The organism is Psychrobacter sp. 4Dc (assembly GCF_002836715.1).
Classification (GTDB): Bacteria; Pseudomonadota; Gammaproteobacteria; order Pseudomonadales; family Moraxellaceae; genus Psychrobacter.
In genome coordinates this window covers 1-15,481 of the sequence record NZ_PJAT01000090.1, presented here as the reverse complement: position 1 = coordinate 15,481, position 15,481 = coordinate 1, and the positions used below count along the sequence as shown (strand labels likewise).

Genomic DNA, 15,481 nt, shown 5'->3' with positions numbered 1-15,481 from the left:
TGCGTTTTTTACAACTAATTATTTTAGTATTTCGTATTTCTAGCAGCTATTTTTTTCATAACGGCTATTTTCGATAGCTGATGCTTTTCACAACTTTTCTTATTCGTGGTCAACCTGCTATCGTGCGCCACTTCTAAAGAAATATTTGGGTAGCATCCAAGCCAATACAAAACCGATGAGCGGTAGCGCCATTTGCATAATTGCGTAGACAGCACTGGTACGCCGACTGGCTCCATTTGCCAATGTCACCGCTTCTGTCGTAATAGTAGCAATACGTCCACCGCCCGCCAATAGAGTTGGTAAGTACTGACCAAAGCTGATTGCTAGACCGAGAGCAATGGCAATCAAAATAGGGGCAAATAACTGCGGCAGTTTTATCTGAAAAAACACTTTGATGGGTGCAGCGCCAAGGCTAGCGGCCACATGAGCGAAACGTGAGTCTAAGCGTCGATAGCTACTGGCCAGTGATAAAAACACGTACGGTAGCACGAATAAAAGATGAGCAAAGGCCACATTAAAAAATTCTGATTGATGATTGGCCAACTGCTGTAACCATACCAAGCCAAATAAAAACGCAATACTTGGCACCAAGAGCGGTAAGTAAATAATAAAACTGGTGAAGTGTGACAATGGCTTAGCACTCAGTTGCTCAGCCTCCAAGCATAGCAACGTCAGAAAAACAGCAAAGGCAGTACTGACGGCCCCAATGCTAAGCGTATTGACCAATGGTGTGCTCATTTGAGTAAAGGCACTTTGAAAGTGTAATAGCACGAATTGCTCTGGTAGCATCGCTGGAAACCGCCAAAACCCTGCAAATGCCCATAAAACAAGGCCAGCGAGTGACATGAGCATAAAACCAATCACGCCTACGGTAAGTATAGCGGTGACTTTTTGCCAGATAGTATCTGCATAATGACGTTTGCCATTGACTGACGAAACACTAAATATTGCCTTGATAGTTTTTTCGCCGCCCAGCCAAAAGCCGACTAAACCTGCTGTCAGTACGAGCTGCAATAATGCGCCTGCTGATGCCTTGATACGCAATGTCAGGTCAACATCGTTGAACCATTGTATGATAGAGACGGCAAGCGTTGGCGGTGTGTTAGGGCCCAATATCAACGGCATCTCAACGCTCGCACTGGCATATGCCAACACTGCTAAAATTGGTAAACGTAGAAAAGGATATAACAGGGGCAAGACCGTCTTAAAAAAGGCAGTAATTGGGTAATAACCTAAATTGAGCGCAACGGTATATTGTTGACGCAGTTTTTTACCAAGCTCAGGCTGAGCAAGTGCGCCCAGTGCCATTAATAATAGAAAAGGCAGCTCTTTTAAGGTTAAACCCAAGATGATGCTGATACCGTATGGATCATGCGGAAACATACCATCGGGTGCCATCTCCCAACCAGTTAGCCACGGGGAGATGAGGCGTGCAAACATGCCTGATGGCGCAATCAAAAACCCAACGGCAATGGCTGCAGCTGCATGAGGAATAACCAAGATAGGGCTTAGTAAGTGCTCAATACGCTGCAACCAAACACTGTTAAAAAACGCGGCCAATATCATCAGGGCAATGACAAAAGCAAGTAAGGTGCTGATAAGTCCTGTAGCGAGACTTAACGCAGCCATCTGCGTGATGCCAGGCGTTTGCCACAGGTTTATAAACCCTTGCAGATTCAGAGTCGTTTTTTCTAGAGCAGGAAGCCAGCTCAGGGCAGGCAACAGTACACAGATAAGGCCACAGAGTACCGGTAATATTAATATGAGAATTAAGAGTTTGGGACTAAAAGACACGATGCGCGTAAACAGGTCTTTCTTCTCAAGCGTAATAGGTCTAGGTTTATCACCTTTTTTCGTTATTTTGTCAAAATCTTGGCTCATGGACTCACCCCATAACGTGCTTGCCAGCCTTGCTGGATGGCCTCTACCCAACTTGGATGCGGCTCGCTTACCGTACGTTTGACACTGTCAAAGGGCAGGGCGCTTGGATGAGACTGCTTCATTTTGAATAATGCTTGTTGTACAGGGCTAAGCGTAGATTGAACCAGTACGCTTTTATCACCCCATACCGAAGGGGTTTGTTTTTTTGCTTGGGCTTCTGGGCTCATCAAAAAGTTGGCTACTAATTGTGCGGCCTGTGGGTGGCTAGCGTTATAAGGAATAGCGACAAAATGAGTATTGCTTAAGCTGCCGTCACTCATCGCATAGCTGCGAATGCTTTTGGGTAAGTCATAACGCTGTACGGCTGCAGGAACCTCTGGTGCCGAAAAGGTAAACGCGAGACTCAGCTCCGTATCATCGACCAAGCGCCGCATCTGCGAGCCTGTCTGCACGAACTGCTCGCCATTACGCCATAAGGTTGGATGAAAGCCATCCAAAAACGCCCATAGCGGATCTAATACGAGCGCGGTGTTTTCTTCAGTGGCAGGCAAGTTGAGCTGTGCGCTAGTGTTCTTACCCGTTTGAGCATCTTGTTGTTCATGCAGCATGACTAAGACGTATTTTAAGAAACTCATACCTAAAAAATCAGGTGGCTTTGGGTAGCTAAAGCGGCCAGGGTTTTGTGCTGTCCAAGTGGTCAGTTCAGTTAGCGTTGTTGGCGGTTTACTGGTCGACAAGCTGTCATAATAGAACGTCAGAGAGGCTTGTCCCCACGGTGCTTCCATGCCGTTGGTCGGCACACCAAAGTCGAAATTTACGGTTGGATTATTCTCTGGGTCCGTCAGCGCAAAATTGGGCAGTTTATTGGCCCATTGTTTGAGTAATAACGAGTTTTCACTCATGGTGGCAAAGTTAGCACCATTAATCCAGACCAAATCGACACTACCTTGATCATCATTATGGGCAGACTTTTCTGCTAGTACCCGACTGACTGCTTCGCTGGTGTCGCTCAATTTGACATGAACTAAGTTGATATTATATTTATCATCGACTTGATCAGCGACCCATTGTAGATAAGCGTTAATCTGTGGGTCACCGCCCCATGCATAGAAATAAACGTCTTGATTGCTACCTTGGGCTTCTATCTGCTGCCAAGGTGATAAGTCTTGGTTAATATTGGCAGTAGTTGGCGATGCTGTGCTTGCTGATATACCAATACAAATGCTCATCACCATAGCGTAGGTGCTATATCGCGTAAGACGTTTGAGCATCGGTAAAGTGGTAATAACGCGCATTCAAGTTTCCGTTATGATTTAAATGTTAGTAAAGCTGGTAAAGATTTCATAGCCTGCCATGTCAAACCAAACAAATACCACAAAATCTAAACCAGCTTTATTGGAGTCTTTTAGAACTTTGCTACCAGTCGCGTCATTTAATGACGTTGATCAGCAAACTGTCCTTAATTAACTGATATTAACTAACCGTCATTAACTAACCGCGACGCCAAGTATGGTATTTCTCTAACCAACTTAATACGGTCTCAGGCGCCTGAGCACGTTTCCACTCACCAGCGGCGTATTTGTTACCTTCTGCCCAAGTAGGGTAGCTATGAATGGTGCCCAATATTTTATTAAGACCCAGACTGTGTTTCATGGCCAGTACAAACTCTGCGATTAGGTCGCCTGCATGTTCAGAAACCACCGTAACACCCAATATTTTGTCTTTACCTTTTGGTGTGATAACTTTGATAAAGCCTTTAGCCGCGCTATCTGTAATGGCACGATCTAACTCTTCAAACTCAAAACGAGTAATCTCGTAATCGATGCCTTTATCAATGGCTTCTTGCTCGTTAATACCAACACGAGCGACTTCTGGATCGATAAACGTAACCCAAGGAATGACGCGATAATCTACTTTAAACTTTTTCAGATTGCCAAATAAACCATTCACTGCGGCGTACCAACCCTGATGGGCAGCAACATGAGTAAACTGGTATGGGCCAACGATATCGCCTGCGGCAAAAATATTGGGATATAACGTCTCGAGATATTCGTTGGTCACGATCGTACGATTGGTTTCGATACCTAGCGCCTCTAAACCATAGCCTTCAAGGCGTGCGCTACGACCAACGGCACAAAGTAGCTCATCATACTCGATATCGATTTCTGTTTCATTGTGTTTGACGATAATGTATTTTTTACCATCACGCATCTCGCAGCGCATTGCTTGATGTGAGGTCAAAATATTAACACCGCTATCAGTAAGCGACTGGTGAGCAAAGGTAGACACTTCAAGATCTTCTTTACCCATAATGCGATCGCTCATCTCAATTTGCGTCACATTAGAACCCAGACGAGCAAAGCTTTGCGCAAGCTCACTACCGATTGGGCCACCGCCCAGTACTACTAGCTTTTTCGGGGCTTCTTCTAGCTCAGCAAATTTCGTCCATAGCGTGTCACTGGTTACGTAGCCTGTTTCTTCTATACCTGGTAGAGGCGGTACAAATGGGCGAGCGCCAGTGGCAATGACAATGGTACGCGCTGTTAAGGTTTGCATGCCGCCGTCGTTCAGTTTGATTTCTACTGTCCATGGGTCGACCAATTTGGCATAACCTTTGACCACATCGACACCCAGATTGGTATAGCGCTCAACACTGTCGTGTGGCGCGATATCGGCCACTACTTGCTGTACGCGTGCCATCACTTTTTTGAACGAAAACTGTGGTACGGTATTCTCTAACCCGTAGTTCTCCCCATGACGAATTTGATCAGCAATTTTTGCGCTCTTAATGATGGCCTTACTAGGTACACAGCCATAATTTAGACAATCACCGCCCATCTCACCTGCTTCAATCAATGTGACTTTTGCCTTTACTGCTGCGGCAATGTAGCTTGTGACCAATCCGCCAGCGCCTGCGCCAATCACAATCATATTGCGATCGAACTTTTTAGGTTTGGTGTGGTTTTTATAAACACGGCGTTTTTTAAACATGTTCAACACTCCTTTTGCTATTAATGGGAAGAAACCTAATAATGCAAATGAGACAATTAAGTTGAAAGATAAAATACCCGATAAGCTGTCTATCTGTGCCAGCTGTGTCCCTGCATTGACGAAGACAAACGTTCCAGCCAGCATACCGATTTGACTAACCCAGTAGTAAGTCCATGTTTTAATAGACGTCACACCCATCAATAGGTTAATCAAAAAGAAGGGAAATATGGGTACCAGACGTAAGGTAAATAAATAAAATCCACCTTCTTTTTCGACGCCTGCATCAATAGCTGACAACCGCTCAGGAAAGCGCTGTTTGATGGTGTCACGCAGTAGATATCGCGATGCCAAGAAAGCAATCGTAGCACCAATACTCGATGCAAATGAGGCAACGAGTAAGCCCTGAACCAAACCAAATAGTGCACCAGCGGCTAGCGTCAAAATCGCAGCGCCTGGTAAGGAGAGGGCAGTAACGACGACATATAGTAGGAAAAACCCACCGATAATCAATAGCGGTGACTGCGCTTTGTATTCATTAAATTGCGCCATCGACCCTTTTAAGCCATCAAGCGTCAATAATTGATTTAGGTCAAAATAAAAAAAGCTTGCCGCTAATATCAATATTAATAGTATTAAAAATATTCTTTTAATCATGAAAAGTCCGGCCAAATAAGGGAGCGAAAGCTAAAACAGTAGTCATTGCTCAAACAGTAGAATACTCATTGTCTAAGTAACAGAATTCGAGTAACTATATTTAACAAAAATTGGCGATCAAAGCTAAGCTAATTGTCTGAATCGCCTAACTACGATAAAAAAATGAAGTCGGCAGTCTTGATAGTATATATATTATGTCTTATTGGCTGACATTTATACGACTGAAGCAATAAGCACTGCTGCCAACAGTTATACTGGAGACGTATTTTTACCCAATGTTAGGGCGTCATAGTCTCTCATTAGGTATAGCGCCAAACAGGCTGTCAGCATTGGCCATGCAGCAAAGAACAATAAGTTATCAAAAGGCGTTAGATAAAGACCAAAAGATGCAAAAGTAGAAGCGGCGTGTAGTAATAAGATAATGCCGTATGTCCATTTTTTGAATAAACCCATGACAAACGAGAAGATAAGAATGATTTGTAAGCTACCAATCAGATAAACAATAGTGATGCTTAAGTTTTCTAAAGCGTAGAATTTAGCAAACACATTGGCGGCATGCTCAGGATTTACGAATTTGTCGAGTGTCCAAAAGAAAAATACGATGAAAACACCAAGGCGAAGAAACAATAGTGAGAGTGGTAAATGTTTTGGCATGAATTATCTCTTTTTGAGAAAAAGTAAAAGTGAATTGGAACAAATTAAGCAAATACAACGGGCACGAGGGCACCGAACTATCAGGTAACAAACACAGGTAAAATATGAACAATATTGAGTGATTACTCAAAAATAAACAAAGTATTACCACAAAACGTACTAAAAACGCATTGTAGTGGTTATTGAATAACTGTTCAAGTTGATTATATCCATATTCTAGCAATTAGATCGCTAGGTTACTTTCTTTAACCAAACCAGCAATGTTAGGTTAAAGAAGCCCGATTTGTGTACGTTTGATTGAGTCTATCGACACATTTAACGTTTATTTTGCGCTCTAAAGATTTGCCTAACCTATATAAATGCAAAAAGCCCTTTATAGAACGTAAATTCTATAAAGGGCTTTTGAGGGGATGCTTATAACACTATAGTAAAGCCAACAGCAGTAGAATAATGCCTTACCACATCAAATCGTCTGGAATCACATAAGCGGCATACGGATCGTCTTCTGCCAATGCTTCCTCAGCAGTGTCGTTTGACACAACCATAAAGCCTTCCATTTTTGAATCAATACGATCAGCCAATGGACGAGGCAATAGCGCGTAGCTCTCTTCCAAGCGTGCGATAACCACGTGGCCAGCCACGATTTGATCGTAGAGTTTCTGAGTGATAGCGATTTTCTTTACTTTGGATTCATCGACAAACTGATAGCTAACCTCACCTTCTGTCTCAGTAATTTGATGCTGCCTAATCATTTGGACGATATTGGCTTTCAATGCTTTCTCTTCCAATACGCGCTGTTTTTCTTGATTAAGCTTTTGATCTTTTTCCAGCTTTTGGGCTTGCGCCTCTGCCAGCGCTTTCTTTGCTTCGACGCTTTCTGAGTCACCAGTACGCTTGGCATGTTGCGTTTGTTTGCTGATTTTTTTGGCCTTTTTGCTATCAACCAATCCAGCCTTTAATAATTGAGCCTGTAGGGCATTTTTTGCCATAATCCAATCACCTAAATAACGATACCGAAATCATAAATGCTAAAGAATACATTGTAGCAAACTTTGCTAGCGCATGTGGTCAGACGATGATAAGACTTTCTATATAGCTAAGTTTCAATCTGCGGTGAGCCATGTACAAGGCTGTCAGTAACAAATTGCAATTATTGCAAAAGGGTCGCACACATCGCTGGATGAAGCCGTGTAAATTGGTTATTATCAAATGAAGGGGTAAATTTACTTAATAAGATAATTTTTGAAAAATAACTATTATAAGGTAAATGAAACATACCCCAGTCAGAGTACATAAGCCAAAGAGCATAAGCTAAAGAGTATAAAGCAGAGAACATAAGCCAAAGAGCATGGCTTGGTCAGGACTAACAAGCTGTATAGGATTAAATAATTAAATTTAAGGACAGATTATGACAACATCACAGCACATTTTGGCCTGTATTGACGGCTCGGCAGTGACTGAATCGGTTTGTGACTATGCAGCATGGTATGCCAGTAAATTAAACGTACCTGTTGGGTTATTACATGTCAGTGACGTGCCTGCTTCAGTTAGGCGTGACTTGTCAGGCGCGATAGGCATCAATAGTCGTCAGTTTTTATTAGAAGAGTTGTCCCAATTGGATGAGCAAAGAGCAAAAGTCGTCAACAGCTATAGCAATGCGTTGGTACAAGATGCCAAAAGTCATATTCAAAGCAGTTTCGCTGATGTCAGTGTTCGCGTTTATCAACGCCACGGCAAACTGCTTCCTAGTATTGAGCATTTCAAAGAAGAAAATCGTGCGATTGTAATGGGACGACGCGGAGAAGATCATAAGAACAGTCGGATCAATATTGGTAGTCAGATTGAGACAGTCGCTCGTGGGTCAGATATTCCCATATTGATTTGCTCAGAGAAATTTGAAGAGCCAAGCTCTTATATGATTGCCTTTGATGGTAGCAAAACCTCTATTAAAGCGGCACGAATGGTGTCAAAAAGTCCATTATTAAAAGGTCTAAAAGGCCATATCGTGATGGTAGGTAATCAGAATGACGCCGCCAAGCAAAGTATGAGCGCCGCCGCTGCACAGTTAGAAGATACAGGGTTTGTCGTTGAAGCACATCATTTATCTGCTTCTGATGCGGTGGACGGATTGTTAAAGTTTCAGGTAGAGAACAATGTCGACATTATGGTGGTGGGGGCGTACGGACATTCGAAATGGCAGCAACTGTTTCTCGGTAGTACAACGACAGAAATTATCGCTAGCACGTTATCACCGGTCATTCTAGTGCGGTAATAACGTCATGTATTTGTGTGAGCTATGCTGAAAAAACCGTACACCTAAACTTGGTAAACTAAGCGTATTAATCGGAGTTTATCATGACCAAGAAAATAAGAAGCTACAGTGACGAATTTAAAGCCGAGGCCGTCAAGAAGATAGCAGACAATAATGGCAATATCTCAGCGACCGCAAAGCACCTTGGCATCGCCATGCAGACCTTATCTAATTGGCATAATAAAGCCAATCAAGGCAAGCTTATCGGCACAGAACAATATGATCCTGATCTTATGACGGCTCTTCAGGAAATAAAGCAGCTCAAACGACAGCTTAAAGTAGCCGAAGAGGAACGAGAGATATTAAAAAAGGCGACGGCGTACTTTGCCAATGAGGAACGTTAAGAAACAGTCTAGTAGACTGTTTTAGTGACGCAAGACGTAGGGCTATGCCCGCAGTGACAGTTAGTGAAGTACGCCTTTATCAAAAACAACGATCTCTTCTTTAGTATCACTACTATGTGTCGTGTACTAAAGGTTAAGCATTCTAGCTACTATGACTGGCTGAGTCGTGATATTAGTGAGCAACAGATACATCGTAATCAGTCTGAGCTACTTGTCAGAGCGGCACATAGTAAAACAAAAGCACGTTATAGTGCTGATCGACTGCACGCAAAGCTGATAGAGCAAGGGCACGATATTAGCCTATATATGGTCAGAAGCATTAAAGAAGAACATGACATCAAATGCCGTCGTCACAAACGCTTTAAAATCACCACTGATTCCAACCATAACAAGCTTGTCTATCCAAGCATACTAAATCAGCAATTTGATGCTAAGCATCCTAATGAATCGTGGGTCAGTGATATTACTTATATCTGGACCAATGAGGGTTGGTTGTATTTAGCTGGAGTCAAAGATTTATACACCAAAGAGCTGGTCGGGTATGCTATCAATAAGCGAATGACCGCAGATTTAGTATGTCGTGCACTCAATATGGCAATCAAGAATAAACGTCCAAGCCAAGGATTGATTGTGCACTCTGACAGAGGCAGCCAGTATTGTAGTCATGCCTATCACAAAATCATCAAGCAGCATAATTTCAAAGGCTCGATGAGTGGTAAAGGCAATTGTTTCGACAACGCACCCATAGAAAGCTTCTGGGGCACATTAAAGAATGAGCTAGTGTATTACCAAGACTATAAAACAAGGTTTATAGCAATCAATGATATCATTGGCTATATTGAGCTGTACTACAACCAAACGAGGATTCAAAAGAGTTTAGGCTATAAGTCGCCAAGACAGGTATGGTTTGACTATTATCGTCAAGCTGCTTGATTCAAATCTCCCAAGTTTAACTGTACGGATTTGACGGCAGGGGTCACTTCTAATTTATCATCAGTGTTTGCAACTATAGACTGGGTAGTGCTATCAGTTTGGGCATCTAGCGCCTTTTCCTTTTGCGGAGGATTTTTGTTTGCTTGTACTGATTCTATCGATGTAGAAGCTGGTTTTTTAGGTTTATTATCGACGTTGTTGGTCGCTGGAGAAGAGGGTGCTTTTCTGCTTTCCACGTTGGCTGTTTGCTCATCACTACTTGTTAGCTGAGATGCTTCAAGCTCATTACCAATCTCAGATTTTTTATTGACCGTGTCTTCTACATTGTTGTTAGTGTCATTAGATGTCTTAGTGTTGGTGACAGTAGTGGTATAGACCTTTTCAGGTAGATCTACATTGTTGATAGCAATAGGTTCAGTCGAGTTCGTTTGACTCTCAGCTACTTCTACCGAATCCGTCTGATGAGTGTTGAGATAGAAAATAAAGAAAACCCCAACATGTACTAATATTGCAAGGCACAACGCCCGAAACCATTTTTCGCGGAACTTCATCATTATATGGCTTTACCTTTATCATATTAGTACACGTGCGACACACCTTGAGGTTATCAAATAATAAAGATTATTGGTAGATAGAATAGGCTAAGCCTGTTCAGTACTATCTTTAGTTTCAGAGTCATTGCTCTTAAAGTCACTGCTCTCAAAGTCAGCCAACATTTCTGTGATTAGTTGATCTTTTTGATGCCATATCTGTTCTACCCAATCAAACATCTGTGCTTTTATCGCTTCATCTGTTTCATAGCCACCGTTTTTGATCGCCGTAAACAGGTCTTTGGGTATCTCAATATGTCGTACATCGACACCTAAACGCTTGATATTGCCTTTCCATAGATCACTATAAGTGGGAACACCGTCAGGGTAGACAATCGTCATGTCCAAAATCCCATCAATCTCTTCCCCTAATGCACTCATAGCCAGTGATAACCCGCCAGCGCGTGGCTTAAGTAAATGCGTATATGGGGATTTTTGTTTATCATGTTTGCTAGGAGTGAAGCGAGTCCCTTCTAGATAGTTCAATAGTGTAAAAGGCTTGTCCTTGAGCAATGCACATGCTCGTTTCGCTTCTTCGATATCCTTACCCTTTAGAGCAGGGTTTTTGGCGATGGCTTCTTTAGAGTGTCGACGCATCATAGGAAAGTCGAGAAAGTAGAAAGCTTGACCAATGACAGGAATATATATGAGCTCAAACTTGGTAAAAAAGCGCGTCAATGGCAAACGTTTTTCGCTGATATATTGCACGATACTGGTATCAACCCATGATTGATGATTGCTCACCAGTAGATACTTACCGTTGGTATGCACATCATCAGGCAGATTAATGCGCCAATCTTTGCGCGGTAATACGTTATCGATCAATGCATTGTTGCTATTGATCCAATAGTTCGTCACATCGATAACGGCTTTGTCAGCGATGGCAGCACCGGTGATAGCCTTGGTAGCACCCATGACCCAGACAGGTAGACCAGCTAACATACTATTGAAAGTGATAACGCTGGTTGCTGTCGTCAGTGAGGCAGCTTTGCCCAGTTTTGGAGCGCGTTCATGTAATTTTTGAACGATTGATTTCAATCGCATATCGAATCCTTTTACTCATACCTATGATGAGATATTGATAATGTTGCTGCATGATTTTAGCAGAAATTAATCTCAGTGTACGAGTGTTAACAACAAATAATAAACAGCATTGGTGAATTAGAACGTACAATTATATCAAGATTTTGCCAAAGCGAAATACGAACCAGACCATAAACACAGTCTGTTTTATTTATAAAAACTAACCGATAAAAAATGAAATACAGATTAATTAAAAGGGAACATGTTTATGATGATATTTCGAGCTCAAATATAGCCCTTATAGGCTGGCTAGTCTATGATTTTCACACAGAACCTCTTTTTATAGATTAACAGTGCTACTCAAACATTAGTACTGAGCAAATACTGATGAAGTTAGGTATGAAGCGACTGCATTTGATAGCAGTTAAGTTATCAATAAACAAAAAAAGGGCGTATCAAGAATTATCTCAATACGCCCTCTATTATTTAACTGGTTAGATGCTGGTTAGATATTGAGCAGCTAAATAATCGAGTGAATCAACACTTTATATTTACTATATCAATTAGCCGTGCATACCACGGATAGGGTAGTTGTTTTCTGGGTTTCTAACAAAATCCAAACCATTTGCCAAGGCTTCAAGATCTGGTCTAGAGAACGGTGCGTTCGAGATATCAACGATATGTACTTTTCCTTCAGCATTGATAACGAATACAGCAGGTTCAGCGAAAGGATGGTCGGTTTCTTTCTCTGAACGTGGGTCAGAGATATATAGACCTAGCGTATTCATCTGTTCGATAGTCAGACCATAAGCCATAGGGAAGCTAACATCTATTTGATCTAGATGACCTTCTAACTGCTCTTTGCTGTCTGCAGATACTGCGATGATATCGACACCGACGTCATAGAAAGATTGTTTTACTGTCTCTAAGGTATTTAGATATTTTGTGCAAATTGGGCAGTGCTTACCACGGTATACAACAACCAGTTTCCAGTCATGACCGTTTTTAGGTTTGCCTAATGAAGTGATTTCACCGTTTAATACTTGTACTTCCATTTCAGGAAACGTAGTACCGGCTTGAATTTTTTGAGCATAATCTGTTGACATAGTTCTTATCCTTTTTAATAATATTTTTATGGTTAGTTGGTATTTAACAGCCTTACATTAGCAGTCTTAAGTGCAAAAGTATTGGATGTTTACAGTAGTCCCAAGTAGTAATAGGAAAAGTTAACATTACCTTTAAAATCAATTAATAAGACTACTTAAGTAAGCTAGTAAGTCATAGACAAAGCGTCTATTTTTTTGCTTCTTCAGTTGTCTGAGGGTCTACTTTATCTTGAGTTTTTAGCTCAAAGTCTGAGGCGTCATGACGTTCGTGTAATTGCTCAGCAGGTTCACCCCAAGTGCGGTTTACCTTGCGACCACGTTGCACAGCAGGACGCTCTAAAATCTCAGTTGCCCAGCGGCGTACATTTGGATAGCTCTCAACTTGTAGGAACTCTCCTGCATTATATGCTTCGCCTAGTATTAGATTGCCATACCAAGGCCAAGTGGCGATATCTGCAATCGTATACTCATCGCCACCTAGGTAGCGATTTTCTGCAAGCTCACGTTCTAGTACATCTAACTGTCGCTTTACTTCCATTGTGAATCGATTGATAGGGTACTCAAACTTTTCGGGCGCATAAAAATAAAAATGTCCAAAACCGCCACCTAAGTAAGGAGCAGAGCCTTGTAACCAAAAGAGCCAATTCATGACTTCAGTACGTGCTGCTGCATCTTTAGGCAGTAGTTTTCCGAATTTTTCAGCAAGATAGAATAAAATGGCGCCACTCTCAAACACACGGCTACCAGTCTCTGTATCCAAAAGTACAGGGATTTTTGAGTTTGGATTTAGCTCAACGAAACCTGATGAGAACTGTCCGCCTTCACCAATTTGAATAAGGTGCGCGTCGTACTCAGCGTCTGTCACACCTAATGCCAATAACTCTTCAACCATAATGGTGACTTTTTGGCCATTAGGGGTGCCCATTGAGTAGATCTGTAACGGATGTTTGCCGCGAGGTAGATCCGCTTCATGTGTTGGGCCAGCGATAGGGCGGTTGACACTTGCCCACTTACCACCGCTTTCTGCATCCCATGTCCAGACGCTGGGTGGCTCGTAATGATTAGAGTTTGACATAATGATGATACCTTTTTATATACTGTGCTCAGTAGGGTGTAATTGGTAAATCAGATCCAGTTTATTGTTTTTATTCTGGCATGTCTGCTAGTTGCTTTAAGATGTTTTTGTAGTTTTCTACACCTTGTGCGCCGCTCACCAGATGACGACCATTAAAGATAACCGATGGTACGCTTTGAACACCTTGCTGCTTTGAATGCTGTACGGCTTCACGTATCACATTGGCAAAGCGTTGATCTTCGATGACCGCAAGTACCTCAGCTCGATCCAGTCCGATATCTGCTGCCACATCTGCCAGTACGGTACTGTCAGCCACGTTTTTATTATCAACGAAGTGTGCAACGAATAATGCTTGTTTTAGGTCGTGCATACGTCCTTGCTGATCAGCCCAATGCAGCAACTGATGCGCATTAAAAGTATTGTAGGTACGGAAATCATCGGTAAACTGAAAATTAAATCCAGCTTCTGCACCTGCTGCTGTCATTCTAGCTCGGCTCTCTTTAACGTCTTCAGCAGTTGTACCGTACTTCTCCATAATATGCTCACGATAGTTTCGTCCTTCGTGCGGCGTATTAGGATTTAGTTCAAATGGATGCCAATGAATCTCATGCGGCGTGTTGGTTTGTTTTAATGCCTCGGCCAATTGACTATAACCGATAGCGCACCAAGGGCATACAATGTCTGACACGATGTCTATTTGTAAGGGTTTTTTTACCTGTTCCATAGGATCTCTCATTAGCGATGAATTAAAATGAAAAACTGCTGCCCGAAGATGTTTCGAACAACAGCATGAAAACATCAAATAGACTGTGTCAGCGTTAGCTGAAAAACGTATTAGTCAGCTTTATGCCATTCAAACTTCTGGAATGGTTTGTCGACTGGTGTGTTAGCTATGTGGTTCGTGTAGTTGCTCATTATTTTTTGAGCAGCACCAAGGATAACTTCAAGAATCTGACGCTTAGTGTAACCTGCATCTAAAAACGCTTGAACCGCGCTGTCATCAACGTTACCACGATTACGGACTACAGATAGTGTGAAGGTACGCAATGCTTCCAGTTTTTCAGTTGGTAGTGGCGTTTCATCACGTAATGCATCAGTGATAGCGTCATCTACTTTCATGCTCTTAGCAATACCAGTATGCGCAGGCACACAGTAATGGCAAGCATGCTCAACGTTGATAGTTTGCCATACAACAGTGGTCTCTTCATCATCAAAACTGCTGTCTAAAAACAGTTGATGTAGCTTTTGATAGCCCTCTAGCAAGCCAGGCGCTTCAGCCATCACAGCGTGTAGGTTAGGTACCATACCAAATGCTTTGATTGAAGAATCAAGTAAGTCTTTGCTTTCTGCTGGGGCTGTGTCTTTATCGTGTAGAGTAAATTCGGTCATAACATAATTCCTAATAATAGGTTTGAGATTTGGTCTGTTTTAGAGTTTTCATGCCCGCTTCAAAGCAATCGCTGATTACATTCAATTATTGGCTTGAGTATTTACTCAAAATTAGCAACTTTGCTTAGTAAGCGAGTCAATAGAGACTACTATAAATAATTATTGAGCAATCGCTCAATAATTATTTGAGTAATCGTTCAAGTAAATTGTAATGGCTAAATTACATTACTCTGCTTAATTCATACTACTCTATTAATATCAATATCTTAAGAAGGTAACACTGTGTAAGTAGTAAGAAAAAACAACGATAAAAATATTTTTTAACTTTAGTGGCTCTGTAGTACGAACAAGACTTATCGAAATGGAGCTGATCGATTTCATTCATCGCATGTAGAGAAAATATTATTAATATGATGTTTGTTATGCCAATGTATAACATTACTTGAACGACCGTTCATTTGCGTCTATAGTGTATGTCAGACAATAAAAATGTGCTTCAAATCAGATGCTTGTTTTTGTTATCTCATTAC

The 15,481-nt window shown here is 41.8% G+C and carries 12 protein-coding genes and 1 pseudogene; 2 read left to right on the top strand and 11 right to left on the bottom strand.

The window, feature by feature from the left end; all coding sequences use genetic code 11:
- Positions 1 to 117: 117 nt before the first annotated feature.
- The 5 genes from CXF61_RS06595 to CXF61_RS06575 all read right to left on the bottom strand — a co-directional run bounded on the left by CXF61_RS06595 (position 118) and on the right by CXF61_RS06575 (position 7,169).
- Positions 118 to 1,881 (bottom strand): ABC transporter permease, encoded by a 1,764-nt coding sequence (locus CXF61_RS06595; protein ID WP_165597623.1) that lies wholly within the window; start codon positions 1,879 to 1,881, stop codon positions 118 to 120.
- The gene (locus CXF61_RS06590; protein ID WP_165597622.1) at positions 1,878 to 3,176 is read right to left on the bottom strand and encodes an ABC transporter substrate-binding protein; all 1,299 of its coding nucleotides are present in this window, start codon (positions 3,174 to 3,176) and stop codon (positions 1,878 to 1,880) included. The genes CXF61_RS06595 and CXF61_RS06590 overlap by 4 nt, the downstream gene beginning before the upstream one ends.
- A gap of 196 nt (positions 3,177 to 3,372) precedes the next feature.
- The gene (locus CXF61_RS06585; RefSeq protein ID WP_264755674.1) at positions 3,373 to 5,421 is read right to left on the bottom strand and encodes an FAD-dependent oxidoreductase; all 2,049 of its coding nucleotides are present in this window, start codon (positions 5,419 to 5,421) and stop codon (positions 3,373 to 3,375) included.
- Between the two features lie 354 nt (positions 5,422 to 5,775).
- Positions 5,776 to 6,180 carry a hypothetical protein gene (locus CXF61_RS06580; protein ID WP_165597620.1) on the bottom strand — a complete coding sequence of 135 codons (405 nt, stop codon included), beginning with the start codon at positions 6,178 to 6,180 and terminating at the stop codon, positions 5,776 to 5,778.
- Positions 6,181 to 6,635: 455 nt separating this feature from the next.
- The gene (locus CXF61_RS06575) at positions 6,636 to 7,169 is read right to left on the bottom strand and encodes a DUF2058 domain-containing protein (RefSeq protein WP_165597619.1); all 534 of its coding nucleotides are present in this window, start codon (positions 7,167 to 7,169) and stop codon (positions 6,636 to 6,638) included.
- Positions 7,170 to 7,588: 419 nt separating this feature from the next.
- Between CXF61_RS06575 and CXF61_RS06570 the strand changes: the two genes are divergently transcribed.
- Both CXF61_RS06570 and CXF61_RS06565 read left to right on the top strand, forming a co-directional pair.
- On the top strand, positions 7,589 to 8,452 hold the full coding sequence (locus tag CXF61_RS06570; protein ID WP_114700183.1) for a universal stress protein: 864 nt from the start codon (positions 7,589 to 7,591) through the stop codon (positions 8,450 to 8,452).
- A gap of 83 nt (positions 8,453 to 8,535) precedes the next feature.
- Positions 8,536 to 9,768: pseudogene (locus CXF61_RS06565) on the top strand (IS3 family transposase).
- Here CXF61_RS06565 and CXF61_RS06560 read toward each other — a convergent pair.
- From CXF61_RS06560 to CXF61_RS06535, 6 genes are all read right to left on the bottom strand, one after another.
- Complete coding sequence (locus CXF61_RS06560; protein ID WP_165597618.1) at positions 9,756 to 10,322, bottom strand: hypothetical protein; 567 nt, start codon at positions 10,320 to 10,322, stop codon at positions 9,756 to 9,758. The pseudogene CXF61_RS06565 and the gene CXF61_RS06560 sit on opposite strands and share 13 nt — an antisense overlap.
- Positions 10,323 to 10,409: 87 nt before the next feature.
- Positions 10,410 to 11,402: an acyltransferase gene (locus CXF61_RS06555; protein ID WP_165597617.1), complete on the bottom strand. Its 993-nt coding sequence runs from the start codon at positions 11,400 to 11,402 to the stop codon at positions 10,410 to 10,412.
- A 542-nt stretch (positions 11,403 to 11,944) separates the two neighbouring features.
- Complete coding sequence (locus CXF61_RS06550) at positions 11,945 to 12,487, bottom strand: peroxiredoxin-like family protein (RefSeq protein WP_165597616.1); 543 nt, start codon at positions 12,485 to 12,487, stop codon at positions 11,945 to 11,947.
- Positions 12,488 to 12,674: 187 nt separating this feature from the next.
- Positions 12,675 to 13,562, bottom strand: coding sequence for a glutathione-dependent disulfide-bond oxidoreductase (yghU, locus tag CXF61_RS06545; RefSeq protein ID WP_165597615.1), 888 nt, complete (start codon positions 13,560 to 13,562; stop codon positions 12,675 to 12,677).
- A gap of 70 nt (positions 13,563 to 13,632) precedes the next feature.
- Entirely contained in the window at positions 13,633 to 14,286 is a 654-nt protein-coding gene (locus tag CXF61_RS06540) for a DsbA family oxidoreductase (RefSeq protein ID WP_165597614.1), read from the bottom strand.
- Positions 14,287 to 14,396: 110 nt separating this feature from the next.
- A complete protein-coding gene (locus CXF61_RS06535) occupies positions 14,397 to 14,951 on the bottom strand; it encodes a carboxymuconolactone decarboxylase family protein (RefSeq protein ID WP_165597613.1) in 555 nt (184 codons plus the stop codon).
- Between the last annotated feature and the right edge of the window lie 530 nt (positions 14,952 to 15,481).